General features: G+C 36.5%; 19 protein-coding genes. 17 read left to right on the top strand and 2 right to left on the bottom strand.

Features of this window, described 5'->3' with window-relative positions:
- Positions 1–71 precede the first annotated feature (71 nt).
- Positions 72–698, top strand: coding sequence for a DUF3862 domain-containing protein (locus tag EKM68_RS08780; protein WP_164509404.1), 627 nt, complete (start codon positions 72–74; stop codon positions 696–698).
- 81 nt (positions 699–779) lie between these two features.
- Here the strand turns inward: EKM68_RS08780 and EKM68_RS08785 are convergent, their stop codons facing one another.
- The gene (locus EKM68_RS08785) at positions 780–1,382 is read right to left on the bottom strand and encodes a YitT family protein (protein WP_125589844.1); all 603 of its coding nucleotides are present in this window, start codon (positions 1,380–1,382) and stop codon (positions 780–782) included.
- A 235-nt stretch (positions 1,383–1,617) separates the two neighbouring features.
- Here EKM68_RS08785 and EKM68_RS08790 point away from each other — a divergent pair, with 235 nt between their 5' ends.
- The 8 genes from EKM68_RS08790 (at position 1,618) to EKM68_RS08825 (ending at position 9,252) form a co-directional block, all read left to right on the top strand.
- Positions 1,618–2,268, top strand: a complete 651-nt coding sequence (locus tag EKM68_RS08790; RefSeq protein ID WP_125589846.1) for a LysM peptidoglycan-binding domain-containing protein — start codon at positions 1,618–1,620, stop codon at positions 2,266–2,268.
- A 697-nt stretch (positions 2,269–2,965) separates the two neighbouring features.
- Positions 2,966–3,790 (top strand): MetQ/NlpA family ABC transporter substrate-binding protein, encoded by an 825-nt coding sequence (locus tag EKM68_RS08795; RefSeq protein ID WP_125589848.1) that lies wholly within the window; start codon positions 2,966–2,968, stop codon positions 3,788–3,790.
- 30 nt (positions 3,791–3,820) lie between these two features.
- Positions 3,821–4,651: a MetQ/NlpA family ABC transporter substrate-binding protein gene (locus tag EKM68_RS08800; RefSeq protein WP_125589850.1), complete on the top strand. Its 831-nt coding sequence runs from the start codon at positions 3,821–3,823 to the stop codon at positions 4,649–4,651.
- 32 nt (positions 4,652–4,683) lie between these two features.
- On the top strand, positions 4,684–6,021 hold the full coding sequence (locus EKM68_RS08805) for a M20/M25/M40 family metallo-hydrolase (RefSeq protein WP_125589852.1): 1,338 nt from the start codon (positions 4,684–4,686) through the stop codon (positions 6,019–6,021).
- Positions 6,022–6,023: 2 nt separating this feature from the next.
- On the top strand, positions 6,024–7,085 hold the full coding sequence (locus EKM68_RS08810; protein WP_125589854.1) for a methionine ABC transporter ATP-binding protein: 1,062 nt from the start codon (positions 6,024–6,026) through the stop codon (positions 7,083–7,085).
- Between the two features lie 3 nt (positions 7,086–7,088).
- Positions 7,089–7,778 (top strand): methionine ABC transporter permease, encoded by a 690-nt coding sequence (locus EKM68_RS08815; RefSeq protein ID WP_125589856.1) that lies wholly within the window; start codon positions 7,089–7,091, stop codon positions 7,776–7,778.
- Between the two features lie 320 nt (positions 7,779–8,098).
- Complete coding sequence (locus tag EKM68_RS08820; protein ID WP_125589858.1) at positions 8,099–8,932, top strand: MetQ/NlpA family ABC transporter substrate-binding protein; 834 nt, start codon at positions 8,099–8,101, stop codon at positions 8,930–8,932.
- Positions 8,933–9,063: 131 nt separating this feature from the next.
- The gene (locus tag EKM68_RS08825) at positions 9,064–9,252 is read left to right on the top strand and encodes a PspC domain-containing protein (RefSeq protein WP_125589860.1); all 189 of its coding nucleotides are present in this window, start codon (positions 9,064–9,066) and stop codon (positions 9,250–9,252) included.
- A 61-nt stretch (positions 9,253–9,313) separates the two neighbouring features.
- Here EKM68_RS08825 and EKM68_RS08830 read toward each other — a convergent pair whose 3' ends face one another.
- On the bottom strand, positions 9,314–9,895 hold the full coding sequence (locus EKM68_RS08830; RefSeq protein WP_125589863.1) for a TetR/AcrR family transcriptional regulator: 582 nt from the start codon (positions 9,893–9,895) through the stop codon (positions 9,314–9,316).
- Between the two features lie 306 nt (positions 9,896–10,201).
- On the opposite strand from EKM68_RS08830, the gene EKM68_RS08835 reads away from it, so the two are divergent.
- The 8 genes from EKM68_RS08835 to EKM68_RS08870 all read left to right on the top strand — a co-directional run bounded on the left by EKM68_RS08835 (position 10,202) and on the right by EKM68_RS08870 (position 17,736).
- Positions 10,202–13,240 (top strand): MMPL family transporter, encoded by a 3,039-nt coding sequence (locus EKM68_RS08835; protein ID WP_125589865.1) that lies wholly within the window; start codon positions 10,202–10,204, stop codon positions 13,238–13,240.
- Between the two features lie 111 nt (positions 13,241–13,351).
- Positions 13,352–14,227: a LysR family transcriptional regulator gene (locus tag EKM68_RS08840; RefSeq protein ID WP_125589867.1), complete on the top strand. Its 876-nt coding sequence runs from the start codon at positions 13,352–13,354 to the stop codon at positions 14,225–14,227.
- A 97-nt stretch (positions 14,228–14,324) separates the two neighbouring features.
- Positions 14,325–15,800, top strand: coding sequence for a UbiD family decarboxylase (locus tag EKM68_RS08845; protein WP_125589869.1), 1,476 nt, complete (start codon positions 14,325–14,327; stop codon positions 15,798–15,800).
- Between the two features lie 15 nt (positions 15,801–15,815).
- Positions 15,816–16,391: a UbiX family flavin prenyltransferase gene (locus EKM68_RS08850; protein WP_125589871.1), complete on the top strand. Its 576-nt coding sequence runs from the start codon at positions 15,816–15,818 to the stop codon at positions 16,389–16,391.
- On the top strand, positions 16,391–16,801 hold the full coding sequence (gene lpdD, locus EKM68_RS08855; protein ID WP_125589874.1) for a prenylated flavin chaperone LpdD: 411 nt from the start codon (positions 16,391–16,393) through the stop codon (positions 16,799–16,801). Before EKM68_RS08850 ends, lpdD begins: the two co-directional genes overlap by 1 nt.
- Positions 16,802–16,932: 131 nt before the next feature.
- A complete protein-coding gene (locus tag EKM68_RS08860) occupies positions 16,933–17,142 on the top strand; it encodes a hypothetical protein (RefSeq protein WP_125589876.1) in 210 nt (69 codons plus the stop codon).
- A 70-nt stretch (positions 17,143–17,212) separates the two neighbouring features.
- Positions 17,213–17,476: a type II toxin-antitoxin system Phd/YefM family antitoxin gene (locus tag EKM68_RS08865; protein ID WP_125589878.1), complete on the top strand. Its 264-nt coding sequence runs from the start codon at positions 17,213–17,215 to the stop codon at positions 17,474–17,476.
- The gene (locus tag EKM68_RS08870) at positions 17,473–17,736 is read left to right on the top strand and encodes a Txe/YoeB family addiction module toxin (RefSeq protein WP_125589880.1); all 264 of its coding nucleotides are present in this window, start codon (positions 17,473–17,475) and stop codon (positions 17,734–17,736) included. Before EKM68_RS08865 ends, EKM68_RS08870 begins: the two co-directional genes overlap by 4 nt.
- Positions 17,737–17,816 lie beyond the last annotated feature (80 nt).

The raw sequence follows: 17,816 nt of genomic DNA on the forward strand, positions 1-17,816 counted from the left end.
CGTTAATAATGCTAAATGCCTCTATGCTTGTTAGAATTGATTTATATCTAATAAGTATGGAGGTGTTTTTGATGAGAAAACCTTTTTATAATAAAAAATGGTTCTGGCTTACTATGATTGCTGCATTAGTTATAATTACTGCAACTTCTTATGTAGCTGAAAATACTTATGAAGATAAAGCTGATTCGGATGCATATGCACAAGAGAATTTGTTCAAAAAGACAGTTGATTCTAAAACATCTATAATTGATAAATTTAATGCAGTTAAATTAGGTGCTGGTGGAAGTACTCACAAGGCTGTGGACAGCAAGTTTGGCAAAGCGGTTGTTAGTAGTAATGCTGAAGATAATAATAATGCAACGCTTAGCTGGAGCAATCTAAAAGGATTGGATGACGATGTCGTTATTGATATTACTTTTCATGACGGTAGAGCGGTCGCTAAGTCGATTAAGGGATTGGATATTGATCGTAAAAATGATTTAACGATGAAAGATTTTAAAACATTGAAGACTGGTAATAATTACGAGCAGGTGATCGATCTATTGGGTAATCCCGATAACTATACCGAAACAAACGGTATAGTAACACTGACTTATACATCGGATGTTGAAGAAAAAATCAATGATAACACTGCTTATATCAAAGTAAGTTTGGTTAATGACGAAGTCACCAGCAAGAGTCAGGTAAATGTAAAATAGCAAAATAAAAGAGGCCTATTGGCCTATACTCTAAAACAGTGTTTTGGAGCATAGGTCATTGGACCTCTTTTTATGTGTAGATTAATTTGTTGCTAATCTATCTTCTATAATAGTACAAAGTTTAATGGCCATACTTGAGATTGCCACGGACATAACTGCTAGGAAGAACGATAACATACCAGTTAATGCAATGTTTCCTAAACAGACGATGCCATCAATAATAAATAAGCTGATGTACTTATCAATTCCAAAATTCTTATGAATGATCATTGGTGGAACGGTTGTACCACCACTTGACATATCCAGTGTGTATAAAACTGCCAATCCGATTCCAAAGGTTATACTTCCGATAACAATTGCGAGGATTTTGTTACCGGGGACTAGGTTATAGACTGGAGTAATGAATAATAGTACAGGGAGGAGAAAACTACCGAAGGTCAATTTGAGAGTAGTAATCTTGTCTAAGTGGAAATACGAGAAGATCAACATAATGATATTAATAATGAAAACTGATAAAGACGTTGGAACTGACCACCCTTCATATAGTAAAATTGCTATACCGGTGGCACCACCCGCGGCTACTTTATTGGGTTCAAAGAACATGTTAAGACTGAACGCAATAAGCTCTAATGCAAGAACCATTATTAGTAGTTTAAGATAAAACTTATGCCTTTTATTCTGCATGTCTAATAGTATAGCATAATATATGAAGCAAGACAATTACTTTTAACGTTTTCATAAATTTAAGAATCCTATTGTATCAGTAGCTACAGCGTTTCTTGTTGCAGGAATGTTACTAAGATTACAAAAGTCGACCAAACTGTAACTCTGAGGTGGTGGCTATGTAACATAAGGCTGTTAGTATAGCACCATAGCAATGAGAGCTAAACAATCTAAACATAAGGATGTAATTTAATTTATGAAAAAAGTATTATCTATCGCATTAGCAAGTACAATCATTTTAACAGCATTAGGAGCAACAACAGCTAACACCGTTGACGCCGCTACTACAGTTGACAGTACACACGTTACAGTAGAGAAGGGTGATACATATAAGAGTATCGCTGCAGAAAACAACACAACAATCTCAGCACTAGAACAAGCAAACAGTAGAACAGTCGGTGGTTTTGATTTGATCTACCCTGGTGAAACAATCACACTACCATCAGCAACATCAAATACAGCATCAACTGACACAACTACCGCTACGACAACAGCAGCAGCTACAGATACAACTACTCAAGCAGCAACTACTGCTACGGATACAACATCAACACAATCAACAACTGCTACAACAGGTACTTCACAAGGAACATTCAAGATTAGTTTCTATGATCCAGCCGTATTAGGATCAAACATGGGTTACAGTGGTGTAGCCGCTAATCTATCAGTATTCCCTAAGGGTACACAATTGAAGATCACATTAGCTGATGGTACTGTAATGTACAGAACTGTTAACGATACAGGTACATTTGCCAACTCTAACTCACAACAATTAGATGTTGCAATGCCAAGTTCTTCAATTCCTTCATATGGTGTTACAAGTGCATCCGTTGAAGTCATTTCTTAATATGGATTTTAATGAGTCGCCTATTGGGCGGCTTTCTTTTGTTTTCATTAGAAAAAATATTTTAATTTCTAATAATTATATTGATAACAGCAATTATCAAATCGAATAAATGGCTTATCACGCAATAAATTTAATCGTGATATTTGCTGATATAGCAACGATTACCGGTCGTTATAACGGTCAAATATAAAAAAATACTTTTCAAATCAAAAAAACTAGCTATAATAAAGTCATGGATTTGGAAATGAAAACATTAAAAAATAAATGAAAGAAATTAATTTTATCTGTTGACATTATCGTTTTCAAATTGTATTATCATTTCAACGATTAATAACAAATAACTATTTCAAACAATTTGATCAGGGGAAGTAGCTCAATATCCAAAGTACAGAAAGCCTCAGTAGCTGAGAAGGGGACGCGGACTTGAACGAAAATGACCTGTGATTGGTGCGCTGAGTCCTTACGGATAAAGAGGCAATGGTTGGTACCCTTTACAGTACACGCGTATAGAATTAATATTCCGTACGTTGTAGAGGGGATAAGTGTAAACTTTATCCTGAATTAGAATGGTACCGCGAGAAGTCGCTTCTAAAAATGAACAATTAATGTTCGTCTTTAGAAGCGGCTTTTTTTGTTTGTTAGAAATAGGTATTTGTTAGAGATCACGAGAAAAGTATTTAAAGGTGGGGGAAACATTATGACAAGATTTAAGAAAGTAACAAGAATTTTATTGCTAGCCTGTACAGCTTTATTCGTATTCGTACTAGCTGGTTGTGGTAGCCAAAGCAAAGACACAACCGTAAAAGTTGGTATTAATCCAACTGATGCTCCAATTTGGAAGATCGTTAAGGCAAAAGTCAAAAAAGAAGGAATCAATCTTAAAATTACTGAATTCAGTGATTATAATCAACCAAATACAGCCTTATCACAAGGCGAACTAGACATCAATGCATATCAACACAAGTACTTCTTGGATGCATGGAACAAAGCACATCATACAGATATCGTTCCTATTGGTAATACAGTTATTCAACCAATGGCAATTTATTCAAACAAAATCAAGAGTATCAATGATTTGAAAGATGGAGACAAAGTAGCATTACCAAATGATGCCTCAAACGAAAGTAGAGCTTTGGTATTACTAGAGAATGCTGGACTCATCAAACTTGATAACAAAACAAAACTTGCTACAGTCAAGAACGTTTCCGAGAACAAACTAAACTTGAAGTTTACACTTTTAGACGCTGCGCAAACAGCTCGTTCATTGGATGATGTAACAGTTGCAGTTGTTAATGGTAACTATGCTAGTGACGCTAAATTGAAGCCATCAGCAGCTTTATATACAGAAAAAATCAATAAGAGTACTAAACCATGGATCAACTTTATTGCAACTAATAAGAAAGACAAAGACAACAAGACATACAAGAAGGTTGTTAAAGCTTTCCAAACAAAAGCAGTCGCAAAAGAAATTAAGAAGGTTTATGGTGGTTCAGCTGTACCAGCTTGGGATACAAAACTATGAGTTAAAAACAAACATTAGGTGGGGAAGCGCATGAAAAATTTCAAGAAACTAAGTAGATTACTATTAATAGCATTCGCAGCATTATTTATCTTTGTATTAGCTGGTTGTGGTAACCAGAGCAGCAAAGAACAAACTGTGAAAGTGGGTATCAGTGCATCAGATGAGCCAATCTGGAAAGTTGTAAAACAAAATGCCAAGAGGGATAACATCAATATCAAAATCGTGACATTTAACGATTACAACCAACCAAACACCGCCCTAGCTCAAGGCGAACTTGATATCAATGCATATCAACATAAATATTTCTTAGATGCATGGAACAAAGCACATCACACAGATCTTGTTTCAATTGGTGTAACTATTATTCAACCAATGGCATTGTATTCGAACAAAGTTACATCACTCAGTGATCTAAAAGATGGAGCAAAAGTTTCACTTCCAAATGATACAACCAATGAAAGCAGAGCTCTTGAACTATTACAATCTGCCGGACTTATTACATTGAAAAAAGGTGTGAAGCTTGCATCTGTTAAAGATGTAACTAGTAATAAGCTTAACTTGAAATTAACGTTACTTGACGCTAACCAAACAGCACGTTCACTTGGTGATGTCGACGCTTCAGTAGTCAACGCTAATGTTGCCAGTGATGCCAAGTTGAATCCTAAGAAAGCCATTTACAGAGAAAAAGTAAACAAGGCATCTAAACCATGGATCAACTTGATTGCTACACAAAAGAAAGATAAAGATAACAAGACTTACAAAAAGGTAGTCCAAGATTTCCACAAGAAGAACGTTGAAAAGGCTATTAAGAAGGTCTATGGTGGCAACGCAGTTCCAGCTTGGAAGGTAGATCTTAAATAATAGAAGGAATATAAAAATCAGGAGGAATTCAAATGTCAAAGCTAGATGATCCATTGATTCAAGAATCAATCGAAGAACTGAAGCAATATATTGCTTTACCATCAGTATCCGCAAAGCATCAATCTATTAATGAGACGGCCGAATTCCTCAGGAAATTGTTGACTGACTTCGGAGCAGATGCAACTATCTGGAATGATTATAAACATCCAGTAGTATTCGCAGAAGCCAAACCTGAGAAGCCTAGCCAAACAACAATTCTTATCTACAATCACTATGATGTTCAACCAGAAGAACCAATTGGATTATGGAATTCAGATCCGTTTGAATTGAAAATCACGGATGACAGATTTATCGGACGAGGTGCTTCTGATTGTAAGTCTGATTTGATCAGTCGTATCACTGCATTGAAGATATATCGTCAGGAACATGGCGACTTACCTTGCAACATCAAGTTTTTGGTCGAAGGTGAGGAAGAAGTAGCTAGTGAACACTTAGTGGATTACCTCAAAAAATACGGTGATAAACTTGCTAGTGACTTGATCATCTGGGAATCCGGAAGTAAGAATGAATATGAACAGTTCAGTATTACCGGTGGTAACAAAGGAATTCTATGTTTCGAACTTTCAGCCTTATCAGCCGATATTGATCTTCACTCATCACTTGCTGCAGTTGTTGACAGTGCTACATGGAGATTGACCAAGGCGCTAGATGCGTTACGCGATACAGATGGAACTATTAAAGTTCCAGGATTCTATGATGATGTTGTAGAGCCAAGTGAGCGTGAAAAAGAATTAGTTGCCCAAACAATTGAACCTGATTTAACCGAGAAATGGGGCTTGAAAGTTCCGTTGCTTAGGAATGAATCTGTGAATTATAATTTGACCTTCAAACCAACAGTTAATATAGAAGGAATTAGTAGTGGCTGGGAAGGTGAAGGTGTTAAAACTGTCACTCCTAAGGCTGCTGTAGCAAAATTGGAATTCAGATTAGTGCCAAATCAAGACCCAAAAGATATATTTGATAAGTTAACGAAGTATTTGGAATCACAAGGATTCACTGATGTGTCAGTTAAGTATTTATTAGGTGAAAAGGGATATCGTTGGGATCTCGATAGTCCAATCGTTAATACATTGATTCAAACTGCTAAGGACTTCTATGGCGGTGAAGATTCAGTAGAGACGTTACCATCCAGTCCTGGTACTGGTCCAATGTATGTTGTTAATAAGTATGCACAAGCCCCAATCGTTTCAATTGGTGTCAGTTACGCCAAAGGTGGAGCACATGCACCTAACGAAAACATTCGTATCAAAGATTATTTGGACTTTATCGATTTCTTCGATGAATTTTTAGCCAAAATAAATAAGGAGTAATTATGGTAGAAAAGAACGGGATAGTACAACTAAAGAATATTGATGTTACATTTCATAATGAAGGCAAAACAATCGAAGCTGTCAAAGACGTTTCAATCAATGTACAAAAGGGTGATGTCTTCGGTGTTATCGGATATTCTGGAGCTGGCAAAAGTACATTAGTACGTGTTATCAACCTCCTACAAAAGCCAACTGCCGGTGAAGTAATCGTCAATGACCAAAAGTTGACAGAATTAAGTGCCAAAGATCTTCGTAAGGCACGAAAAAATATCGGAATGATTTTCCAACACTTTAATTTAATGAGATCTTTAACTGTTTTTGGTAACGTAGCCTTCCCATTGCGTGATTCCAAACTTTCTAAGCAGGCACGTAAAGACAAGGTCAATAATCTACTGGAATTAGTTGGATTAAGTGATCGTGCCAACAATTATCCATCACAATTATCTGGTGGACAAAAACAACGTGTTGCCATTGCTCGTGCATTAGCTAGTGATCCAGAAATACTGATTTCTGATGAAGCTACAAGTGCGCTAGATCCTAAGACAACTACCGAAATTTTGAGTTTGTTAGGTAGATTGAACAAAGAGTTAGGAATTACGATCGTCATCATTACCCATGAAATGGATGCAATCAAGCAGATCTGTAATCGAGTTGCAGTCATGGAAGAGGGGAAGTTGATTGAGGAAGGGGATCTTCTTACAATCTTCGCTAATCCTAAGAGGAAGCTTACTAAGGACTTTGTTAATACTTCAACACAGATCAGTAACGTCTTGGATGAAGTTAAGGAAAGTGGAATCATTGACTCTATTTCAGGCCACTTGGTTGAGTTGAACTTCATGGGGGATGTTACGAATGAGCCGATCATTATTGAGTTGTATAAGAAATTCAATATTGAAGCAAATATCCTCTTTAGTAACATTGAACGCTTGCAAGGTACAACAGTTGGTATTATGTTGTTTGACCTTGAAGGTGAACAAAATAAGATTGATAAGGCCATTCAATATCTAACGGATCTGAAAATTAACGTTAAAGAAATTGATTTAAAAGAAAGTGAGGGTAAATAATTTATGACACATTTTTTAAATACATACTTACCCAATGTTGTAGCTAACTGGGAAGGTGACAATGGTTTTGTAGTTGCCATTCAACAGACGCTATATATGACGTTTGTCAGTGCAATATTTGCTGGAATTATCGGTATTATTTTAGGCATTCTATTAGTTGTGACAACTGATGATGGGATTACACCCCATAAGGTTTTCTATACGACTTTAGATAAACTGGTTAACTTATTCCGTTCCATACCATTTATTATCTTACTAGCGGTCATCGGACCATTTACCAAATTGATTGTTGGACAAACGATCGGACCCACTGGTGCCTTGGTACCATTGGTTATTGGTACCGCACCTTTCTTCGCCAGACAGGTTCAATTAGCTCTGGTAGAAGTTGATCAAGGTGTAATTGAAGCAGCTGAAGCGATGGGATTATCACCAATTCAAATAATCTTCAGGGTTTATTTGAAAGAAGGACTCCCAGAACTTATCCGTTCAGGAACTTTAACAACTATTAGTTTGATTGGTTTAACTGCCATGGCTGGTGCCGTTGGTGGTGGTGGCCTTGGTAATATGGCCATATCTGTTGGTTATCAACGATTTGAAAATGATGTTACCATCGTATCCATGCTTTTGATCTTAGTTTTAGTTTTTGTTATTCAAGGTCTCGGGGACTTCGCAGTAAGAAAACTAGAACATTAATTCGGGTTTCATTTAAGTTTTATAAATATTGAAACAATATGATCAGGGGAAGTAATTTGACCGTTGTGCACAGAAAGCCTCAATTAGCTGAGATGAGGCCGCAACTACAGACGAAAATGACCTGTGATTGGTACACCGAGTCGATTAGATTAGGATGTGATGGTTGGTATCCATTATCATACTGGGAGAGTGCATCTGGCACTCCCTGGTGAGGTGACAGGTGTAAGCTTGTTACAAAATTAGAATGGTACCGCGATTAGTCGCTTCTATAAAAATAGGAGCGGCTTTTTGTTTACAAAAAAATGGAGGATCGTCGGATTATGAATAAAAAAATTAAGGGTATATTAGTAATTTTATTTACAACATTATCAATTTTTGTATTAGCGGGTTGTGGCAAAAGTGCTTCAGCATCAGACAAGGTAACAACTGTAAAGATTGGAATCATGGGATCAGATAATCGTATCTGGAATACTGTTGATAAAAAACTACAAAAACAAAATATCAAAATCAAATTAGTGGAATTTTCAGATTACAGTCAACCCAATACAGCTCTAGATCAAGGTCAAATCGACTTGAATGCTTTCCAAACAGTTTATTTCATGGATAATTGGAACAAGACTCATCATACAAATATTATTGGTATTGGTGATACAGCTATCGCTCCAATGGCCTTATATTCAAAAAAAATCACCAAATTAAGTGAACTAAAGGAAGGCGATGAAATTGCTCTTCCTAATGATGCTACCAATGAAGGACGTGCATTGGCCTTACTTCAAAGTGCGGGCCTGATCAAGCTCAACAAGGATAAGTTACCAACTAAAAAGTCTATTATTGAGAACAAATTGAACTTAAAGATTTCAGAATTAGATGCAGCCCAAACAGCTCGTTCACTTGGCGATGTTACAGCTTCGGTTGTTAATAGTGGTGTTGCTAGTGATGCTAAGTTGAACCCTAAAAAGGCGGTCTATGTTGAGAAAGTAACCAAAGGTTCAAAACCATATGTCAATGTTATTTCTGCTAATAAGAAGGATAAGGATAACCCCGTTTACAAGAAGGTTGTCAAAGCTTATCAATCAGAAGAAGTGGCTAAACTGTATAAAAAATACTATGGTGGTTCAGAAATACCAGCTTGGAATCTTAAAATTTTGGAATAATAATTAGGCCGAAAGGCCTTTTTTATTTGAATAATCAGAGTGACAAAAGTGTAAGTCGGCTGTAAGTAATTTGAATGTACATAGGTCGGTCAATATCTTATTATGTTATTAAAGATAAGGGGGAGTTACTTATGCATATTCCAATTAAACGTTCAAAAACAAACCAAGTTATCGGTGGAGTTGTCGCTGGTTTCTGCGAGAAATATGGTTGGGATCCAGCCATTGGCCGTGTGTTATATGTGATTTTGTCATTAACACCAGCATTCCCAGGGATTATTGTATATCTAGTATTATGGTTGTTGATGGAACAACCTGATTAAAAATGAATAAATAAAAAATGACCGCAATTCTTCAAAAAAGAAGAACTGCGGCCATTTTAATTTAAGCGTTCAATCCACCATTCAACAAACTAATCAAATATTCATCAGCTGTATCTACATCAATGTCAGGCTGTTCGAATAAGCACCATTCAAGAACGGCAATTATTAGGTCACTGTAGAATCGTGCTAATAACTTAACAGGCACTTTGACTTGGTTGTTTTCTTTACAATAATTGTAAATCAAAATATTGGCTTCATGACGAAGATAGCCTGACATGCTGTGCCATAGATGTGAATCGGAACCATTATTTTTTGTAATATTTATTAGTAATTCTTGATGGTCATTAAAGAATTCAAGTAATAAGTTGAAAATTTTGACGATACCATCTTCTTCATCGCCATTCTTCGGGATTTTGTCTAAGATATCCTTGCCAATATAAGACCAGAGATATTGAAGTAAATCAAATTTGTCATCGAAATAATTGTAAAAAGTAGCACGTGGATATTCACTTTTTTTACAGATATCGTTCACCGTGATTTTGTCGAATCCTTTTTCACTTAATGCTTCAAACATTGCTAGTCGAAACGCTTTTAAAGTTCGTTTAGCCCCCAACGTTAAGTGTTGAGTAACGTCAATCTTCATTTTAAATTCCCCCAGGTCGTTCAATCCAATTACTTTGACATTAACATAAGTATAAATTTTTGCAAGTGCAAAACAAACGTATATTTGTTATGAAAATGACCGGTATTTTCAAAAATATGGCAGCTTTTCATACTAAAGAGAACTTTTTCATTACATTTTTGGACATTATTCAAATATATGTCCAAATTAAAACAGTTATATATAAATTGTCTCTTGTCTAATTATATTTTTAACTTTAGAATAATCGTTGTATTTTGACAGTTGTCAATTATTTTACAAAAGATGACGGGTTGAGGAGATGTCGTAATGAAGCAGATCACGAAGAAATATGTGCCTGCTCTAATTGGATGGATAATAGTTGTGGCAATCGCATTATTTGCCATGCCCAATGTATCTCAATTAGTTAGGGATAAAGGAAATATAACTTTACCAAGTTATACCGAAAGCCAAAAGGCTTCTAAGATTGAAAAGAAAGCGAATGGAAATAAATCTGTTCGTACTTATACGGCGGTATTTAACAATAACGGTGATAATAAATTCACTGCATCCCAAAATCGAAAGATCACTCGTAAGCTGAATAACTTGGAAAACAAGAATTCACTTAAGATTGAAAAGGTCATGGGACCTAGTGATAATGCTGAAACTAAGAAACAATTGATTGCTAAAGACAAATCGACGCAATTAGCACAGATCACGGTTAAGAACAATGGATCAGTTGGCCCACAAGTCAAAGAACTTCAACGTCAATTGAAAATGTCTGGAATCAAGACTTATGTCACTGGTTCAGATGCTTTGAATGATGAGTTCTCAACTGTAACTGAAAAGGGTATTCAGAAGACCGAGGTCATCGCAGTGATCTTTATCTTTATCGTATTGATATTGGTTTTCCGTTCGCCAATCGTTCCATTAGTATCGCTACTTAATGTTGGAGTTGCCTTCGTTACTTCATTAAGTATCATTATGAACCTTGCACAGAAATTTAATTTTCCAATTTCTAATTTTACGCAAGTATTCTTAGTGGTTGTCTTGTTCGGTATTGGAACGGATTATAACATTCTACTATATAATTACTTTAAGGGAGCGTTAGCTAGGGGAATGTCGGCTGTAGAGGCTGCTCATGATGCACAGCGTCATGGTGGTCGAACGATATTATACAGTGGACTATCAGTTTTGATTGGATTCTCAGTACTCTCATTTGCTAAGTTTTCGTTCTATCAGAGTGCCGTTGGAGTTGCCATTGGTGTTCTAGTATTGTTGGCAGTTCTATTAACATTGAATATGTTCTTCATGGAAACACTTGGAGCTAAGATGTTCTGGCCAAGCAAAGTCACTGCTGGACGTGGCAAAAGTAGAATGTGGTATGGATTATCACGTGCGGCTCTCGCATATCCAGTTGTGATCTTGGCTATTATCGGTATCATTGCTGTGCCATTTTTAGTCAACACAAGTTCAACACTGAACTTCAATAATGCTGATGAAGTGCCTGATACTTATCAAGCCAAAAAGGGTTATGAAGTTATTCAGAGTCACTTCAGTAAAGGGATGTCGGCTCCAGCGACTGTCTATATTCAGGATAGTTCGAAGATGACAACTCAGGCTAAATTGGCAGCGGTTGATGACTTAACTCAATACCTCAAACAAGAGCCTGGTGTAAAGACTGTTGCTTCAGCAACTCAACCTGGTGGTAATAAGATTAAGAGTATGTATTTGAAGAACCAACTTGTAAGTATTACTAGCGGCTTGAATACATCGACTAAAGGTCTAGAAAAAATCAAAGCAGGGTTGAATTCCGCAAGTTCACAATTACAGAGTTCTAATATCAGTGGCAGCACTGCTCAAGTCCAAGAATTGGCTGATGGTACTAGTGAACTTCAATCTGGCGCACAACAATTGTCGACCGGAATCAATCAATACACTAGTGGTGTCTCCAGTGTTAATAGTGGGTTGCAAAGTGCAAGTAGTCAGATACCTACGTTAACTAGTGGTGTTTCAACTTTGACAAGCAGTTCTCAACAATTATCATCTGGATTGTCACAATTGCAAACACAAGTAAGTTCGATTTCTTCACAAGCTAGCCAATTATTGGCATTGATGCAGAGCACAGGACAAGATACTTCTACAGCTGCTGCAGAAATGTCCGCGCTACAAAGTTCAATAAGTCAATTGAGTAGTGGATCTGCTGCTATTACGTCTGGGATGGGACAATTACAAGGTCAGATTCCAACATTGACATCAGGCATGTCTACTTTGGCAAGTGGAACCAGCACTCTTAATTCAACTAGCTCAACTCTAACTAGTGGTGGTCAAAGTGTTGCCAGTGGAGCAACGACGGTTAATAGTGGTGTTCAACAAATGAATACTCAACTCAAACAAATGAGTTCTGAAGTTACTGAACTAGAATCAGGCTTATCGTCAGCTAATGATGGACTTGATTCGATTGCTTCAGGTAACAAGACTATGAAGACGTACTTAGACGGATTGAGAACATCTTACGTTGGTGATACATTCTATCTACCTAAGCAAACAATTAAGAGTAGTGAATTCAAACCCGCACTGGATGCATATATGGATAGTGATCGTAAGATTGCTGAAATAACAATTGTCTTCAAGGGTGATCCAAATAGTGATACCACTTCTAAACAATTGAAAACTATTCAAACTGACATGAAAGCCAGATTGAAACATGGTGCATTGAAGAATGCCAAAGTTGCTGTTGGTGGTGAAACTTCTCAAAATAATGATTTGAGAACATTAGCTAATGGAGACTTTGGCCGAACAGCTTTGATCATGACGATTGGTATTGGTATTGCTTTAATTGTTGTAACAGAGTCGATCCTACAACCAATGACAATTATTAGTACTTTGTTATTGGCATATGAGGTTTCACTCGGCATAACGAGAATCGTTTCTAAGTTTGTTCTAGGTGACCCAATGTTGAGTTGGAATACGCCATTCTTCACCTTTATCATGTTGATGGCACTTGGGGTCGATTACAGTATCTTCCTAATGGTCAGATTCAAGGATGAACCTCAATCCAATTTGAAAGACAGAATGCTCAATGCTGCGACTGCCATTGGCGCGGTTGTCATATCAGCTGCCATTATTCTAAGTGGTACGTTTGCTGCATTGATGCCTTCAGGTGTAACGACCTTGATTCAAGTTGCCTTGGGCGTAATCTTTGGTTTGATAATCTTGGTTATTATTCTTCCATTAACTTTGTCATCGTTGATCAGTTTGACGATGTGGCATGAAAAGAGAATTCATCAGGTTAGAAAACCTAAGAAAGATAAAAAAACAAAAACAACTACAAATTCAAAAGATAAAAATGAACCTGCAGCTGATTAATAAATAACATCAAAGAGACATCGTATGATTTAAATCGTACGATGTCTCTTTTGTTTTGTCATTATGTGATATACGTTATAATATTCTGAAATGGAATAGGAGATAATTATCGTGAATATTCATCGTTTGGAAATTTTTGCGGATCTATCTAAGACATTGAATTATACGGAAACAGCGGAAAATTTTTATACCACTCAAGGTAATATTTCTAAGCAGATATTCTCACTTGAGAAGGAACTAGCAGTTTCACTATTCAAACGTGAACATCGAACGATTTTTTTGAGTGATGAAGGTAAGTTGATATTGCCTTATGCCAAAAAAATTATTCAAGATAATCGTGAAATGCAACATGTGTTGGCAGATTATCACGATACCAAGAATCTAACGATTGAAATGTATACTATTCCAACAATGCCGAATTATTCTAGTTTTAGTTATATAACCAAATTTTTGAAACAGAATCCAGAAGTTCATATTCAATTGAAAGAAGAGGAAAGCAATAATTTATTTTCAGCCTTAAAGTCTGATAATTGTGAAATTATTTTTGCCAGAACTTTTGAATTTGATGACAATGAACTTGAACGGATAGATATGGAGACTGATAAGTTTGTCGCGGTCTTACCCAAACATCACAAATTTTCTACTGCTAATAAAATAGATCTAAATCAGTTGAAAAAAGATAACTTTTTGATTCTGGGACCAACGACTAATTTGTATCAACCAGTTATGGATCTATGTAATAAGGCTGGGTTCGAGCCAAATGTTACTTATGAAGGTTCACGTGTTGATTTAATTATGCAAATGGTTGCCAGTAATATGGGAATTTCATTAATGATGGAAAAGACTGCTAAAGGATTTGACAACAAGAATTTTGTATTGGTTCCGCTGAACAATAATGTTGATAATCAATTAAGCTTTTTCCGTAAAAAGAAAAAGCATCCCCAAGTTAGTGAGCTATTCTGGAATTTTCTCAATAATACCAAATAATATCATTCCATTTTGGAATGATATTTTTTATAACCTGAATTGTTTATCTGTTAGGCACGGCCTACAATTATCTTATAAGTTCGAAGGAGGCAATTTAATGACTGATCAACCATATGATTTGAGAAAAGTTATTGATGAATTGAAGAAGCAACCAGGACAATATCATGAAACAGACGTGGAAGTCGATCCTGATGCAGAACTATCTGGTGTGTATCGTTATATTGGTGCTGGTGGTACCGTTGAAAGACCTACTAGGGAAGGTCCAGCTATGATGTTTAACAATGTCAAAGGATTCCCTGGTACACGAGTGCTTATTGGAGCAATGGCAAGTCGCAAACGTGATGGAATGATTTTGCATCATGATTATAAGACGCTTGGACGTTTGCTAAAGGATTCAGTTGAGAATCCAGTTAAGCCAGTTAAGGTTTCAAAAAAAGAAGCACCTGCACAAGAGGTTGTTCATTTATCAACTGACAAAGGATTCGATATTAGAAAAATTTTACCAGCACCAACAAATACTGAATATGATGCTGGTCCTTATATCACCATGGGTGTTGTCTTCGGTTCAGATCCTGACAAAACAATGAGCGATGTTACTATCCATCGGATGGTTCTTGAAGATGAGGATACTATCGGAATGTACATCATGCCAGGTGGTCGTCATATAGGGCATTTCCAAAAACAATTTGAAAAATTGAACAAACCAATGCCAATCACAATTAATATCGGACTTGACCCAGCAATTACTATTGGTGCAACATTTGAGCCACCTACAACTCCTCTTGGATACAATGAACTGTGGGTTGCCGGTGCATTACGTAAACAGCCAGTCCAAATTGTACAGGGTGTGGCAGTTAATGAAAATGCGATTGCCCGTGCGGAATATGTCGTCGAAGCAGAAATCATGCCTAACGAAACTATGCAAGAGGATATTAATACCAACACTGGTAAAGCGATGCCTGAGTTCCCCGGTTATGATGGGGATGCCAATCCGGCTGTTAATGTTGTCAAAGTTAAGGCAATCACTCACAGGAAAGACGATCCAATTATGCAAACAACAATTGGACCAAGTGAGGAACATGTTTCGATGGCTGGAATTCCTACTGAAGCAAGTATTCTAGAACTTGTTGACCGTGCAATTCCTGGTAAAGTTTTGAATGTCTACAATCCTCCAGCCGGTGGTGGTAAGTTAATGACCATTATGCAAATTCACAAAGACACGGAAACGGATGAAGGTATTCAAAAACAAGCTGCCATCTTAGCCTTATCAGCTTTTAAGGAATTAAAAACGGTTATCTTAGTTGATGAAGATGTCGATATTTTTGATATGAATGATGTTATTTGGACTTTGAATACTAGATTCCAAGGAGACAAGGATATTATGGTCTTACCAGGAATGAGAAATCATCCACTTGATCCGTCTGAGCGACCTGAATACGATCCTAAATCTATTCGATTCCGTGGGATGAGTTCAAAAACTATTTTTGATGGTACTGTGCCATTTGATATGAAAGACCAATTCAAACGTGCTAGTTTCAAGAAGGTTGACGACTGGGAAAAATATCTGAAATAAAAAGGAGTGACATTGATGCCTGAACGTAAGAAAAAGATTGTCATAGGAGTAACTGGGGCTTCGGGAACTATTTATGCAATTGACTTGATCAAGAAACTGCAAAAAATTCCTAATGTAGAAACTCACGGTGTCTTCAGTGCTTGGGCAAAGAAAAATCTACAACTTGAGACTGACTATTCACTAGAAGAAATTCGTAACATGCTCGATTTCTATTATAGTGACAGTGACTTGGGTGCAACTATTGCTAGTGGTTCTTTTTTGACAGACGGAATGGTTATAGTTCCTGCAAGTATGAAGACAGTTGCTAGTATTGCCGTTGGCATCGGTGACAATTTAATTTCACGTGCCGCAGACGTTACGCTGAAAGAACAGCGCAAACTCATCATGGTTCCACGTGAGACGCCTTTGAATACAATTCACTTAGAGAATATGACTAAATTATCAAAAATGGGAGTTCAGATGATTCCACCGATTCCAGCTTTCTATAATCATCCTCAAACCATTCAAGATTTGGTCGATCATCAAACCATGAAGGTCTTGGATGCTTTGAGAATTGATAATGATTCTGACGGACGTTGGGAGGGAATCTAATGACACAATTCAAAACTACCGAAGAAAATTACACAATGATTGCGGATTTGTCAGTTATTGGAAAAGATATTATGATTGAAATAACTGGTGGAGATACTCCACATATCGGTACCGTCACAACGTTGACAGCCAATACTGACATGCAGACAATACGTTACCCAAGTCACGATGGTCGCTTGCATAAAGATGACGTTCTAGCACAACGAGTTGGTGAAATTATTCAATCCAAGTTACCAGGCAGTTGTACAATTACTGCTGGAGTACATGTAAATCATATTTCTAAGAAACAAATCATGGTTTCTGGAAGTATGGCCAATGATTTGGGTATACAAATCTTGAGCTGGATTGATGTGCATGATTTTAAATCTCCGGAACCAGTTTATTATAGTGATTCGGAAAATCCAAAATAAAATATTTATCGTATGAATCGATGCTTCATTATGATGCTGTACAATACATAAATTGATTTGCAAGCAAGTCACTGGCATCACATAATAAATGGAACTACTATCGTGGCAAAATATAAAAGAAGATGAGCAAAATGTTCACATTATTATTGGGATTAACTGCTATTGTTACAGGTGTTTATCAATTGATAGGATCACATACTCTCATTGAACTTGAGAAAAAAGAAGGCAATCTGAAGTCATCAACGGTGCCATATGTAATGTGGTCGTCGGTTTTGATTTCGATGATTATTATCGTCTTAGGAGTTTGTATACTTGCTTATATTGGCGTTAAAGCATATTAAAACAAAAATATAGCGTACGCTACTAACGTACGCTACTAACGTACGCTATAATTATGTCGAGGTGAAATTTATGCAAGATTATACGCCAACCAATGCCAGAAAAAATTTGTACAATATTTTGAAAGAAGTAAATATTCAAAAAAAACCAGTTGCAATCACTCCGGCTAGTGGAGACGAGAATGAATCCGCAGTCGTTATTTCAAGAAGGGATTGGGATGCTATTGAGGAAACTCTTTACTTAGAAAATACTGGTACCTTAACAAAAGTAAGGGAAAGGCAAAAGGATGATAGTGGTTTTACCAATATAGACGAGATTGATTGGGATAATTTATGAAATATGTTGTTCAAATTAAGAATTCCGCTAAATCTGATTTGAAGAAAATTTGTAAATCTAATTTAAAAGATCAATTTCTGGATATAATGAACACACTTAAGAATGATCCATTTGAAAAAACACAATCATTAGAAAAATTGCAACCACCATCTGCAAATCTTTATTCTAGAAGAATAAATAGTCAATATCGTGTTGTGTATGATGTAGATAAAAAAAATAAAATAGTGTCGGTATATTCTGCTTGGACACATTATGAATAAAATGGCTCTTTGTCAAATAGTATTGATGAATAACTTTTAACCATAGGCATCCTCATTGAGGATGCCTATTTTCATGCACA

Source organism: Companilactobacillus jidongensis (assembly GCF_003946575.1).
Taxonomy (GTDB): Bacteria; Bacillota; Bacilli; order Lactobacillales; family Lactobacillaceae; genus Companilactobacillus; species Companilactobacillus jidongensis.

Excerpts from the sequence above, each read along its gene's own strand:
- EKM68_RS08780 (WP_164509404.1), top strand. The coding sequence starts at position 72 with ATGAGAAAACCTTTTTATAATAAAAAATGGTTCTGGCTTACTATGATT.
- EKM68_RS08785 (WP_125589844.1), bottom strand. The coding sequence starts at position 1,382 with ATGCAGAATAAAAGGCATAAGTTTTATCTTAAACTACTAATAATGGTT.
- EKM68_RS08790 (WP_125589846.1), top strand. The coding sequence starts at position 1,618 with ATGAAAAAAGTATTATCTATCGCATTAGCAAGTACAATCATTTTAACA.
- EKM68_RS08795 (WP_125589848.1), top strand. The coding sequence starts at position 2,966 with ATGACAAGATTTAAGAAAGTAACAAGAATTTTATTGCTAGCCTGTACA.
- EKM68_RS08800 (WP_125589850.1), top strand. The coding sequence starts at position 3,821 with ATGAAAAATTTCAAGAAACTAAGTAGATTACTATTAATAGCATTCGCA.
- EKM68_RS08805 (WP_125589852.1), top strand. The coding sequence starts at position 4,684 with ATGTCAAAGCTAGATGATCCATTGATTCAAGAATCAATCGAAGAACTG.
- EKM68_RS08810 (WP_125589854.1), top strand. The coding sequence starts at position 6,024 with ATGGTAGAAAAGAACGGGATAGTACAACTAAAGAATATTGATGTTACA.
- EKM68_RS08815 (WP_125589856.1), top strand. The coding sequence starts at position 7,089 with ATGACACATTTTTTAAATACATACTTACCCAATGTTGTAGCTAACTGG.
- EKM68_RS08820 (WP_125589858.1), top strand. The coding sequence starts at position 8,099 with ATGAATAAAAAAATTAAGGGTATATTAGTAATTTTATTTACAACATTA.
- EKM68_RS08825 (WP_125589860.1), top strand. The coding sequence starts at position 9,064 with ATGCATATTCCAATTAAACGTTCAAAAACAAACCAAGTTATCGGTGGA.
- EKM68_RS08830 (WP_125589863.1), bottom strand. The coding sequence starts at position 9,895 with ATGAAGATTGACGTTACTCAACACTTAACGTTGGGGGCTAAACGAACT.
- EKM68_RS08835 (WP_125589865.1), top strand. The coding sequence starts at position 10,202 with ATGAAGCAGATCACGAAGAAATATGTGCCTGCTCTAATTGGATGGATA.
- EKM68_RS08845 (WP_125589869.1), top strand. The coding sequence starts at position 14,325 with ATGACTGATCAACCATATGATTTGAGAAAAGTTATTGATGAATTGAAG.
- EKM68_RS08850 (WP_125589871.1), top strand. The coding sequence starts at position 15,816 with ATGCCTGAACGTAAGAAAAAGATTGTCATAGGAGTAACTGGGGCTTCG.
- lpdD (WP_125589874.1), top strand. The coding sequence starts at position 16,391 with ATGACACAATTCAAAACTACCGAAGAAAATTACACAATGATTGCGGAT.
- EKM68_RS08860 (WP_125589876.1), top strand. The coding sequence starts at position 16,933 with ATGTTCACATTATTATTGGGATTAACTGCTATTGTTACAGGTGTTTAT.
- EKM68_RS08865 (WP_125589878.1), top strand. The coding sequence starts at position 17,213 with ATGCAAGATTATACGCCAACCAATGCCAGAAAAAATTTGTACAATATT.
- EKM68_RS08870 (WP_125589880.1), top strand. The coding sequence starts at position 17,473 with ATGAAATATGTTGTTCAAATTAAGAATTCCGCTAAATCTGATTTGAAG.